General features: G+C 49.8%; 8 protein-coding genes. 1 reads left to right on the top strand and 7 read right to left on the bottom strand.

Annotated features, from left to right (window positions below):
• Positions 1-15 precede the first annotated feature (15 nt).
• The 6 genes from ACTJKB_RS23095 to ACTJKB_RS23070 all read right to left on the bottom strand — a co-directional run bounded on the left by ACTJKB_RS23095 (position 16) and on the right by ACTJKB_RS23070 (position 6,836).
• Positions 16-2,877, bottom strand: a complete 2,862-nt coding sequence (locus ACTJKB_RS23095) for a glycosyl hydrolase 115 family protein (protein WP_440836706.1) — start codon at positions 2,875-2,877, stop codon at positions 16-18.
• Positions 2,878-3,074: 197 nt separating this feature from the next.
• Positions 3,075-3,773, bottom strand: coding sequence for an SDR family oxidoreductase (locus ACTJKB_RS23090; protein ID WP_440836705.1), 699 nt, complete (start codon positions 3,771-3,773; stop codon positions 3,075-3,077).
• 45 nt (positions 3,774-3,818) lie between these two features.
• Positions 3,819-4,274 (bottom strand): VOC family protein, encoded by a 456-nt coding sequence (locus tag ACTJKB_RS23085; RefSeq protein WP_440836704.1) that lies wholly within the window; start codon positions 4,272-4,274, stop codon positions 3,819-3,821.
• 293 nt (positions 4,275-4,567) lie between these two features.
• On the bottom strand, positions 4,568-5,248 hold the full coding sequence (locus ACTJKB_RS23080; RefSeq protein ID WP_440836703.1) for a hypothetical protein: 681 nt from the start codon (positions 5,246-5,248) through the stop codon (positions 4,568-4,570).
• A 145-nt stretch (positions 5,249-5,393) separates the two neighbouring features.
• Positions 5,394-6,209, bottom strand: coding sequence for a DegV family protein (locus ACTJKB_RS23075; RefSeq protein ID WP_440836702.1), 816 nt, complete (start codon positions 6,207-6,209; stop codon positions 5,394-5,396).
• A gap of 42 nt (positions 6,210-6,251) precedes the next feature.
• Positions 6,252-6,836 (bottom strand): TetR/AcrR family transcriptional regulator, encoded by a 585-nt coding sequence (locus ACTJKB_RS23070; RefSeq protein ID WP_440836701.1) that lies wholly within the window; start codon positions 6,834-6,836, stop codon positions 6,252-6,254.
• A gap of 233 nt (positions 6,837-7,069) precedes the next feature.
• Between ACTJKB_RS23070 and ACTJKB_RS23065 the strand changes: the two genes are divergently transcribed.
• Positions 7,070-8,563, top strand: a complete 1,494-nt coding sequence (locus tag ACTJKB_RS23065; RefSeq protein WP_440836700.1) for a DHA2 family efflux MFS transporter permease subunit — start codon at positions 7,070-7,072, stop codon at positions 8,561-8,563.
• A 119-nt stretch (positions 8,564-8,682) separates the two neighbouring features.
• Here ACTJKB_RS23065 and ACTJKB_RS23060 read toward each other — a convergent pair whose 3' ends face one another.
• The gene (locus ACTJKB_RS23060) at positions 8,683-12,492 is read right to left on the bottom strand and encodes a GH32 C-terminal domain-containing protein (protein WP_440836699.1); all 3,810 of its coding nucleotides are present in this window, start codon (positions 12,490-12,492) and stop codon (positions 8,683-8,685) included.
• Positions 12,493-12,562: the final 70 nt, after the last annotated feature.

Below are 12,562 nucleotides of genomic sequence, written 5' to 3'. Positions count from 1 at the left end.
GTCAGCCCTGCAAGACTAATGCCTGCGCTGTCCTGTATAAAAGCTCTCTTCTGGCCCAAGGTACGAATAGGGCAGCTGGGAAGCGGACAACACCAGCTTTTGTAGCACCAGACCGGCATCCAGTCCGTAGAAACGGAGGGTATGCATACCTTTTGACAAGGTATGACGGGTGGCTGTGGTATGAATGTTATCCATCACGGTGCGGCACCACGGCTCATTGTCATGATTGCCGCCCTCATAGCCCACCGGCAGGGTATCTGCAATCACCGGCTTTTCCCCATCAAAGCCTGCCGCATATCTCAGTCCGCTGGTCATGGACAGGTTATTCGTCGGCGCGGTATAGGCGGTCAGAGTGTACTCCCCGTCCTGACAGAGCAGAATCCGGTACTCCAGATAAGGTGCCTGCTCCGGCTGGGCAAAAGATATACCGTCCGGATACATTTTTAGCGAAGATAAAGTGCGTCCGTAGTTCCCTATAATCTTCCACTCGGCCCCGGACTTCGACACGCGGCTTATCGCATGCTCCGCTTCTATCGACACGACATGATGGGCTTCAATAAAAGTCATTGGCGGCACATCCTGAATGTCGGTCCACTCTGTGGATGCCTTCACCTTCACGGTTTCTCCGGCACCTGAAAGGGTAATTTCACCGGAGGCTACCCCGTTTACCCTGTCCCAGTCCACAGAAATTCTAAGTGTCTCCCCGGTAACAATCCATCCTTCGGTCTTCTCCAGCCTGATCCAGTCCGCGCTGCTCTTTGCTTCAAAGGCAAAGCCTTCTGCTCCGCCATTACTGATAGTAATGTCATAGCTCTCTTGCAGCAGATTTGTAAATACCGGAAGACTGGCCATCCCCGATACATAGGCCCGCTCTGTACCCTCCACATCAACGATCATCTTAGGTCCGGCAGCAGGAACGATGGTGCTCACATCCGGGTACTTCCACCCTTCCGCATCCCAGTTGACATAACCCACATGAGCCGAGCTCATCATCCCTAACCATTTTCCGCTTGCAATACGGCTGTTATAGGCCCGTTCCAGCTCCTTATCGCGCTCAATCGCTTCATGAACCAGCTTCGCATAGGTGCCTGAAAGTACACTGCCCCGCTCCAGGTAAAGACTGTTCAGTCCCGCATAAATGTTCATCTTCACCACGTTAGCCGATGCTGCAGCAGGATAATAGACAAGCTGATAGTACGCATCCTTATGCGGTTCCGGGATCCGTTCATTAATGGCATCTGCAGCCTGCTCAAGCTCTATGGCCTGTTTCAGGACCCGCCCGGCCTCATGGTAATGGTGCAGACTAAAGGTTGTAGGGGTTATGATTTCCGGTTTGCGCCGGCCGTTCATCCGGGTGTAATCCGATAATATCTGCGCAATTCCTTCCAACGTTTCTGCTTCCAGGGCATGGCCGAACTGCTGCTCCACCCACCGACCGGTATATTCCGACGTCCGGTTGATTGCCCCGGTTCCCCAAGTGTCGAAGTCATACGCCAAATCCAGAAAGTAGGATATCGGCAACTCCATAGGCTTCAAATCCCCAACATTGACGATCCATACCTCACGGATACCGTAATCGAATGCCATGGACATTTGCTCCCACACTTTTTCCAGCGGAGTCGTATTCACCCACTCATAGGAATGGGGACCTCCGTGATAGTCGAAATGGTAGTACATGCCCCAGCCTGCACTACGGTGATGCTCGTGTCCCGCAGGGATTTTACGGAGATTGCCGAAGTTATCGTCAGCCAGCAGAATCGTAACATCCTTCAGGACATCCCAGTCCTTCAGGCCCTCCACATCGGCTGTACCGTACCAATATTTTTCTACTTCTTTGTAGACCGCCAGAATTTGCGGGGCATGCTCCAGATGATATTTCTTCAATAACCCTTTCTGCGTACGGATAATATCCTTAAGCAACTCGATATTCTCCGCATCGGAGCCCTCCAGCGCAGAATCGCTCTCCCCCCGCATGCCTAGTGTGATCAGGTTATGAAAGTTTTGGTTGCGCTTGATTCCATCTTCCCAGAAATCTGTGATGGCCTGTCTATTCCGGGCAAAATCCCACAGGTTGCTTGTTCCGTACTCCTTGTATACCTTCTGCCATTCACTGCCTGCCCGGAACAGCGGTTCATGATGGGAGGTTCCCATGATAATGCCGTATTCTTCGGCATGCAGGGCACTCGCGATTGGGCTGCTTTTACCGTTCAGGCTGAATTCAGCGCTCCACATGGCCGGCCATAGATAATTCCCCTTCAGCCGGAGGATCAGCTCAAATACCTTGTCGTAGAACTCTTCATTAAAGTCGCCAAAAGCCTGAGTCACCCAGGAACCCAGAGACGGCCAGTCGTCATTCAGAAAGATGCCTCTGTATTTTACAGAGGGTTCCTTGGAGGTTGCATGGAGCAGACGGGTTGAAAGCGCCAGCAGCGGCTTCTTCTCCGGGACCACATCTGCCCAGTATACCCAAGGGCTGACACCTATCTTTTCAGAAATCGAGTAGATGCCATAGATCGTCCCCCGCTTATCGCTGCCCGCAATAACGAGTGCCTGCTCCACTCCTTGAACCGGGTGTTCTATCACCTGAATCCGGTAGCATTCCCGCTTGCCTTGAATGGAGGATACGTCCAAGGTTCCGTCTGCAATCAACTGGTCAATCAGCCCATTTGTGCCGATAGATCCGGCAATGATGGCGGTTCCATCCAGCTCTCCGATTTCTGTACAGATGTCCGGATCAACTCCGCTCACCAGAGCGATATCAGCGGCAAAAGACCCGGCCACCCGGCGCAATCCGGCATAATCCTCTCCCTTGGGGTCAAGGTAAATCTTGGCCGCGTTCCCCTCCTTCACGAAGTTAAATTCCTCAACTGTTATCATTACAATGTCTCCCCTTTTATCATGAGCTATCGCTTCATTTTTATATAGGCACATTATATAGGGAAAGCGATTTCAGGCTCCATGGGCAAACTAGCAACTTTTTGTAATTACTAGACAGAAGTTTATACAAAAAAACAGAGAACCCCCACAAGCCACATTTCTCTTGTCGGGGTTCTCCGTATAGCTGAGCTTCACGCCTATATATCCATATCCTTGCCTGTATAATCCACGAACATGAAGCGGCCTTGCGGAGCAATGCGCTGCTCGATCAGGCGGATAATCCCCTCGGCACTGCGGCGCGGATTCGTCGGCGCCTCTTCTCCGCCCATATCCGTATGCATCCAGCCGGGATGCACACTGAGCACCTGGATGCCGCGTTCCTGCCCATAGACATGCAGCTGCTGGGTGAACATATTGAGTGCCGTTTTGGAAATGGCATATGGATAATCGCCCGGATAGGCATGGGTGAGGCTGCCCGCTTCAGATGAAATATTGATAATGGAAGGCTCTGGTTCAGTGAGCAGCGGCAGAAAATGCTTCACCACCCGCATCGGTCCGTACAGATTAATGTCCATCGTTGTCAGCATAGCCTGCATATCCAGCTCTTCAATAGGAGTGTTCCGGGCGGTCAGAACCGCTGCATTGTTAATCAACGCACCGAGTGTCCGTCCTTGGCCTTTCAGCGTGCTTGCCAATGAGGCAATTCCTTCCTCGTCCGTCACATCAAGTGCAGCTATAGTCAGCCTGGCTCCATGAACCGCTGCAAGCTGTGACAATGCGTCCTGTTCCTGACCGGGCTTACGAACCCCAGCGATGACACTGTGTCCCCGGTCCAGTGCTTCGGCAGCCAGTTCAATTCCCAGCCCCCGGCCTGCACCGGTAATTAGTATATTCACTGCATCATTCCTCCTTAATAGGCTGAGCGTCTATCTATGAACTGATTAGCTGGCGTCGTTCTCCAGCAGTTCCACAAGCACCTTCAGTTCCTTGAACGTATCCATATAAGCATAACGTCCCCCGGTGTACTCGCCCTTCTGCTGAAGCGGGAACCCCTTCCCTTCCAGCAGCATGATCTTCTCCTTCATTCCTTCAATCACAAAAGCGATGTGATGAGGCCCTTCGCCATGCTCATTCAGATAATCCCGCCATGTGCTCGGCTGATGATCCGGCTCAATCAGCTCCAGCTGCAGGGAGCCCATATCGAAAAAAGCCAGCTTGGCCCGCGCCTCTGTCTCCCCGCCGTTGTAACGGGTCTGGGCAATATCTGCTGTATCTGTAATGATAATTTCCGGTTTTTCCAGTCCAAAAAAGTCCGCATACGCCCCGCTGACCTTTTCCACATCATTCACCAGAATTCCAATTTGCGTAATGAAATGATTGCCAAGCCATCCTGACATGCCTCAACCCTCCTAGTGTTTGTAATGTGTCCACCATAGTTTGTGACCAGTCTACCATACCCATACTGTGAAAAGGCTGTCAAGCGTGAGATGGTAACGCTATCAGGGGTATTTCTACCTCACATTCCGACTGGTGGCCCATTTTTGGCGAGATCAGAGGTATTTATACCTCTCATTCCGACTGGTAGCCCATTTTTGGCTAGATCAGAGGTATTTATACCTCTCATTCCGACCGGTAGCCCATTTTTGGCCGGATCAGAGGTATTTATACCTCTCATTCCGACTGGTGGCCATTACCATAGCTCATTATCCATAAAAGAATGAATATACTCGTAACGGCAAACTCTACTGCTGCCTTGGGCCATCACGGGTCTGAACTTCCCTTTTTCACATAAAGAGTCCATGTTTTTTTTGACTGTGCGCGGATTCACTCCAAGTTCATTCACCAGGTCAACAGGTCGCAAGAAACCGCTCCAACGGCTCGCCAACCGCAGAATCTCCCTCTCCAGCCTAGAGTACGGACGGCCTTCCTCATCAGTACTCTTCAATAAACATGGAGTAAGCAGCGATTTGAATAAAGAGATAGTCAGCTCCGGCATCGATTCCAAATCATCGTAGGGAACCGCGACTACACGATAACCCGCAATTTGCAGATAAGTCTCTCTATTTATTTCCTGCCGGTATCGGGTACGGTCCGTATTTTGCACATGAGGCCCGTACCCTTTTATCTCAATGGCAAACTTCACCTGCCCCGGCTTCCATACCAGATCGATAAAATATGGCCGGCCGCGCCAATCCGAGACCTCATACTCCGGATGCAGATTATCCATATGACCAAATATGGGCCACCATACCCTCTCGACAAACATCTGCTCTCCATGCCGATGCCCGCGCTCCAACCGGTCCAGACGTTCCCCTGTTCTCCGTTTCTTGTGGTATTCCAGCCATTGATGATGTTCTTCGGCAAATCCCACTTCCTGACCTCCTCCTCTGCACAAAAAAATCCCGCACCCCAATATGCCATGGAGTACGGGACGTTCTTCGTCCGTTTTGTTAGATTATAGCGTTTCGTGTTTCCCCTCGTCAATGACCTCACCGTTGTGCTATTTTGTATATTATTTACTTTTTCAGCAAATAGCTTAACTCTATGCTTCGCGGAGTAGTGTGGCATAATAGTCCATTAATATTGGAGAGTAGTAACACCTTTTTGAACCCATAGCTTTCATACAATATGTTCTTCATATACTCCGCCGGTTCTCTGGCCATTGTCTGTGAGATCACTATGAATTCGCGGTCAATTTGTGGATTGTCCCGCAAGTTGCCTAGCAGGGTGTCCTCCAGATTACCGGATATTCCATTCTGGATATGGAGCTTGGGTTTGAGCTTCAGCGGACTTATGATCCTGTTAGGCAAACCATATATATTCCCGGTTGGATTGACTTTTTTCATCCGATCCAGAATCAGCTCTTCCCTGACTGCAGCGCGGTGTTCATCCAGCTTCTGCCCGAAGGAAGTCCATGTTCTCACCTTCTTGGCAAGCCTGGCTGCCTGCACCATCATCATTGCTGTTCCTGAAGAAAAACATTCGGAATCCACCACAGTGACCTTTCCTTTGGGGAAATGTTTGGCCGCCGCTTCAGCATTTCTGTAAGAAGGAGAAATTTCAGCAGACATGCTTATATACACCACCTGATCATTCCCGCCAACGGATGGAGTAAAGAGCTGTATGAGATCTTCTACCGCTGGAGCGGCAATACCCGGAACTTTCCCCGTCTCCATGACAAGACTGAGAATATCTTCGGTCTGAATATCCACAGTATGCCTGTAAATCTGAGCGTTGTTAAAAACAACATAAACCGGGGCGATGCCTATATTCAATTGTTCGATCATGCCTGGTGGTAGTGTGGTCAGACTATCCGTGAAAAGATGTAACATGTTTCCCCTGCAATCCCCTTCTCATGTCAATATTTATCCGCGTTATTGAGCGCGGAGTGAGGTAATCTGTCTTGCTAAATAAGCAGGCGTATACGGCATGTCATTGCGCAGCCAGGCAACAATAGTACCAATCAAAGCAGCTGAACCATACCAGACGGCGATATCCTTTTGTATCGTTACATTTAATTGGCTGATACCACTCTCTTTTTCGTGAACACGTGCCGAAATCATTTCGGCCATCAGACTGAACAGGCGGTCCGTAAAAATCGTACTCCGCCTTGATGTAAAGACCACTTTGTAGAATCTTGCATTTTCTGCGATATGCTTCAGAAGACTTTCCAGAACCGGCCAATCTTCCTGGATTCCCGTCTCCGACTTCCTCTTATAGTTACTGTGCACTACCTGATTAATGTCCTCGACCATATCATCTGCCAGCTTTTCCAGCATATCCGGAATATCCCGATAATGCAGATAAAAAGTAACACGATTAATTTTGGCCCGCTCTGCAATGCGGTTTACCGAGATTTTCTGGACATCCATCTCTTCCAGAAGTTCAATAAGGGCATTTCTAAGCAATTCACGGGTGCGGAGTACACGGGGATCTGTCCGGGGTGTTGTATTATCCATCTGCTAATCTCCATCCTTTACCTTTGAATAGGCAAACTACACTTTTTAATAAACTGTAGTTTTTCATTCCAAAAAGCTACAGTTGGCTCGAAATCGTAAACTAATTAACACTTTTCCGGAAATCGTTGCTTGCTTGCATGAAAATTTCATCTATAATCATCTTTATACATTGTAAACTATACAACACTTTGTAAATTTAGTCTATGGTCGGCGATTTGAAAGGATGGAGTTAAATGAGTAGAAAGACAGAAGCAATAGGCAGTTCCGTAAAAAAAGGACCCATTTTATTCATTATGATCTTGGGTGCCTTTCTCGCGACACTGAACCAGACGATCATGAGTGTTGCTGTGCCCGAATTGATGCATGATTTCAATATCACAGCTGCAACGGCTCAGTGGCTAACCACCGGTTATATGCTCGTTAATGGTGTTTTGATTCCGATTACGGCCTATTTGATGCAGCGGTTCACGACCCGTGAGCTTTTCCAGGCCTCGATGTTTATATTCTTAGCCGGAACGATCGTATCCGCTCTCGCGACAAGCTTCCCGGTTCTGCTAACCGGGCGTATGATTCAGGCAGCCGGTGCTGGCATTATAATGCCGCTGCTCACCAATGTTATTTTAGCCCTCTTTCCGCGGGAAAAGCGGGGTGCTGCCATGGGAATGGTGGGGTTGGCCATTATTTTTGCCCCTGCGATAGGACCCACTCTGGCCGGATATATCCTCGAGCATTACTCATGGGAAACCATGTTCTACGGAATGCTGCCGCTCACAGCAATTGTCATCATCTGCGGGTTCATTTATTTGAAGAATGTATCGACACGCTCGTATCCCAAAATTGACATGGTCAGTGTCATTCTCTCCACCATCGGCTTCGGAACCTTGCTGTACGGCTTCAGCCGTGCCGCCAGCGCTGGATGGTCGAGCGCGGAAGTACTGCTGTCTTTAGCTGCAGGCGTCGTATCGCTGGGCTTGTTCACCTGGCGCCAGCTGGCTTCGAGGGACCCGCTGCTTGATCTGCGGGCTTTCAAATACAACATGTTCTCCTTGACTACGGTTATTAGTATCGCGGTAACTATTATCATGTATGCGGATATGATGCTGCTGCCTCTGTATCTGCAGAATGCACGCGGCTATACAGCGATGGAGTCTGGCTTACTGCTGCTTCCCGGCGCACTTATCATGGGACTGCTTATGCCGGTCACCGGCAAGCTGTTCGACCGGTTTGGGGCCAAATGGCTTGCCGTCATCGGTCTGCTGATCACCATTCTGACAACCTTGAGCTTTGTGAACCTGACGGATTCGACCAGCTACATGTACCTGGTGTTTATGTCCACCGGACGCCGGATCGGTATGGCCCTGCTGCTCATGCCTATCCAAACTTTAGGGTTGAATCAATTGCCGTCCAAGCTTAATGCGCACGGCACCGCCATCTCCAATACCGTAAGACAAGTGGCCGGCGCTGTCGGGACTTCACTGCTCGTCACCGTGATGACCAGCCGTACCACAACACACATGATGGATATGATCGCCGCTGGCGGTAAAGGCGCCACTAAGGAGCAAATGATTACGGAAGCTTCCATTCAGGGCATCAACGATGCCTATCTCGTCATTGTGGGTATTGGCATCATCGGCTTACTCCTCGCCTTCTTCATCAAACGTGTGGGGCAGGAATCCGGTCAAGAAACTGAAGTACACCGGAACAAGGCTGTTGCCGGGAAAGCCTGAGCAGAGTTGATATCGATCAAATCTGTACGCCTCAATCTTAAGCGGATTCGATCCGCCCATTCGCAAAAACCCCTTCCGCCATGCTTGGCGGAAGGGGTTTTTGCGACAGAATTATACTGTTAAAAGTCAGAGCTTAATTTCCACTTTTGACGCATTTTATCCGTTTGAAAATCCTCCAATGTAAGTTTAGAGCCATCCTCGGATATAGCCAAAGCCATATTATGACGGACAGAGAGTATGGCAACCGATCCATCCTCATTCTTGTTGACTATCCAGCGCTGATTATTATAGCCCAGATAAGGATAGAGCTGTAACGTATTATGCTCCGTGTCCAGATCAAGCGCCTGTCCCGAGGACGTACGGATGGAATAGGAGCCTGCTTCATCTCCGGTTGGCACAAATACCCATTTTTGATCCGAGGCTTCATTTGCACCCTGTACATTCACTGCTTCTCCATTCACCAGATTAGCTGTATAAATAGATTTCTGGAATGCTGCGTTCACCAGGCTTGATATCATCAGGTTCGCCGGTTCTCCCCCGGTCATATTCACATTCTGATATGATGCATATCCGCCAAACACATGAAGTCCAAAATGACCTTCCGCAAATGTTCCGTCCTTCAGATCCATTATTTTCAGCCCTCCCACATATACCACGATATGGGGACCTTCTGCCTGTATCTTTATTTTATAGGTTTGACCCGGCTGGATGAATGTTGGGACTTTCGCCAGTACCTGCCGCTCTTCGAATCGTCCATCGATTTTGTAGAACAGGCGGACAGCTTTCATGTTAGGGTCCAGATTCAAGTAATAGCCACTGCGGCCATCCTCACTGGCACGGAACAGAAGTGAGCCTGCACCACCGGATTCGCCAAGCTTCATGTCGGCTTCATACGTAAAATTACCCGCCTGCTCTTGGGCAATATAATTCGCATCGCTGGAATATTTGCCGCGGATTCCATCCCGGCCTACGATCCATGACGCCATGGACATGTCCTTGCTCCAGCCACTGAGATTGGTATGAAACTCGCCGCCGAAGACTTTTACCACAAGGCTGGCAGATGCCTTTCCATTCGGAGTGGACACCGTAATGACGGCCTCCCCTTCTTTCTTCGCTTGAAGGGTTGCTTGGGCATAGTCTGCTGCATGAATACCAACTACCTCTTCGTTGCTCGACATCCACTTCAACGGGTGAACACCGTTGCCCGGCCCGTTCTCTACTGTCGCTTGCAGCATCCCGTTTTGCCCGATCTCCAGTTCAAGGTCACCAGTATCCATTGCAATCCGAGTAGCCGAATTACTGTCTGAATTCCATACCGATCCAAGCTTATTCACTTTCAGAGAAACCACCTTCACCATGCCGCCTTGGGTATAGAAGCTCATTGCCCTACTGGCCGGATCAGGAAAAATGACTTCAGAGAAAACCACCTTTCCCCCATCAGCAAAAACCTCAATAGAGGATTCATCCACCAAAATCCGCAGCTTGATCCGCTTGTTCTCCGGTGTCATTTCCGCTTGATGCCTTGTACTAAAGAGGCTGGAGAAATCCGTTACCCCGGAGGCCGACCGGTCAACGAATAATTGGCCTTCACCCAACCTGTAGCCGACAATCGTCTTCTGATTGGCCCCCTCGCGCACGTTAAAACCAAACTCCGATACTTCACTGCCGTCCGGAATCTCCAGTTCGGCATCAATTTCATACGCACCTGACACAAGGCCTTTAAGCAAGTTGGGAGAAGAAGAACTGACCAGCTTATCGGCTGTAGTGAACAGACTGCTGCGCAGAAGCTCCATTTCCTTGACCGGACTCTGGGCGAGGCGAAGCCCCTCATGGGTCATGACCAGGGTAACCTCTCTTGGAACCGTCAGCTCTCCCTTCCAACCTGAAGTCGGGAAAGCGAACGGATAATCCCAGTTGGACATCCACGCCAGCATCACTCTGCGTCCATCCGTCATGTCCGAGAAAGACATGGATGCATAATACTCTTTGCCAAAGTCTGTCCTCAGTACTTTTCCTGCCGGGTTATCATTCACGAATTTACCCTCAGCAGTCAGACTCCCTACAAAATATTCCGAATCCGAACCTCCTGTTGCCGGATTTGCACCTGTACTGATCATGAGAACCCATTTCTTCTCTGCCGTTCCCTGTACGGTCAGCGGGAATAAGTCAGGGCATTCCCATACACCGCCGCGAACATAATTTCCATAACCCCAATTATCGGTCAAGGTCCAGTCCAGCAGGTTGGTTGATGTGAAAAAACGGATATGATCGCCACCGGACACCACCATCACCCAGCGATTATTCCCGTCATCTCGGATCACCTTGGGATCGCGGAAATCCCAGCCTCCCGGGTCCTCTCCGTTCTTGCCGGGGTTCTCAATCACAATCGGCCGATCCTTGGCATATTCCCACGTGCGCCCCTGATCCTTGCTGTAGGCAAGACCAATACGCTGGTTGCCATTCGGGCCATCCGGATTATAGGAGGTATAATAGGCAATCAAGCCTTTGCCGCCCGAATCCGTGAACAAACCTGATGCATTGGTTACATCCGCTATTGCAGCTCCCGACCAGATATGCCCGTAATCATTCCATGGAAGTGCAACCGGCAGGCGTTTCCAGTTCAGCATATCCTTGCTGACGGCATGAGCCCATGTACCTCCATCCTGATGGAAAAGATGGTATTCCCCTTCGAAGTAGACCAGCCCGTTCGGGTCGCTGGCGGAACCGCGGTTCGGCGAATAATGATATTGGGGACGGTAGGTTTCATTATAATAACTGTTAGCCTCCGTAAGATACGTATTCTGAAAGTAAGCGCTTCCCATTTGTACAGCAAGTCCGGCGTTTCCGGTTGAATACGAATTATCCGATACATCGATTGCTGCCGGAGTATATCCGTCCAGGAAAATTTGAATCCGGCTGCCCTTTGCCTTGACTTCCACTTCATGCTTCGCGCCCGTTTGACTCGAATAAGCGCGCTCTGAGTTTGCAATTGCAGTTCCGTCAGCTTTCATCAGCTTTACACGGACCTGATTCCCTTCCTTCACAAGTGTGGCTTCATAGCCACGGGTTCCATCGGCAGAGGAGCGGAAAGCAAGCGCTGCAACAGCATCAGAACCCAAAGAGATTGTTCCCTCGTATACAAAATCAGCGGCTTGGTTGCTATAGATTCGCTGTGCTTTGCCTTGGTCCACAGACTTTCCTTTTAAGCCTCTAAGGTCAGGCTGCCACTGTCCTTTATTTACAAGCACTGTACCCAGGTTTCCTTTCAGATCGCTAACGGTTATATTTTGGAACAAGGCAGACCCATCCCGGACGTGTAGTCCAAGACGGCCTGTATGGTATGCACTGTCCTGAATATCAATCACAGGCTTGTACTGATCCCCCCAATACACCTTCAGCGAAGACTCTTCGGCCTTTACTTTAAGATGATAGATCTCTCCTTCCTTGAGGGAAACCTGATGTTCTTCATTTAATCTGCCTGCCCCACCCGCCGCATCTTTTAAACGGATCATACCGGACTCTGGTGCAATTTGCAGCATATATGAATTCGATCCATCTTCATTAGAACGGAAGATCAAACTAGCCTCTGCTTTCATATCCTTGATCATGACGTCGGCTTCATACAGAAAATCATCTGCCACCGTTTCAGAGATGGCCAGCACGTTTTCCTGCGGATCAGATGTCAGCAGAAGCCCTTCTGCGGTATCTTCCCACTTGCCGGTTCCTTTTACTTGCCAACCCGTCAAATTCGTAGTTACATTGGTAGCGTTCTCAAAAATAGAAAGACCCTCCTTTTCCGCATTTCCTGTGCCACTCTCCGCCAGTGCAGCCCCTCCTGTATCAGGACTAGCAGCGTAAACCCCTGAGGAAGCCATAATGATTCCTATAACCATCAGAATGCATAGAAATGCTTTGGGTTTCTTCTTCATCTGTTGCCCTCCATTTCCACTCTACGTATTCTTCCACCTTCCATTCATAAGTAAAAAGCTGGCCAGCTAC

This window comes from Paenibacillus sp. 22594 (assembly GCF_052044425.1).
Classification (GTDB): Bacteria; Bacillota; Bacilli; order Paenibacillales; family Paenibacillaceae; genus Paenibacillus_AQ.
Note: the sequence above shows the minus strand (reverse complement) of the source record. Positions and strands in the feature narration are given on the sequence as shown.

Excerpts from the sequence above, each read along its gene's own strand:
- ACTJKB_RS23095 (WP_440836706.1), bottom strand. The coding sequence starts at position 2,877 with ATGATAACAGTTGAGGAATTTAACTTCGTGAAGGAGGGGAACGCGGCC.
- ACTJKB_RS23085 (WP_440836704.1), bottom strand. The coding sequence starts at position 4,274 with ATGTCAGGATGGCTTGGCAATCATTTCATTACGCAAATTGGAATTCTG.
- ACTJKB_RS23075 (WP_440836702.1), bottom strand. The coding sequence starts at position 6,209 with ATGTTACATCTTTTCACGGATAGTCTGACCACACTACCACCAGGCATG.
- ACTJKB_RS23070 (WP_440836701.1), bottom strand. The coding sequence starts at position 6,836 with ATGGATAATACAACACCCCGGACAGATCCCCGTGTACTCCGCACCCGT.
- ACTJKB_RS23065 (WP_440836700.1), top strand. The coding sequence starts at position 7,070 with ATGAGTAGAAAGACAGAAGCAATAGGCAGTTCCGTAAAAAAAGGACCC.
- ACTJKB_RS23060 (WP_440836699.1), bottom strand. The coding sequence starts at position 12,492 with ATGAAGAAGAAACCCAAAGCATTTCTATGCATTCTGATGGTTATAGGA.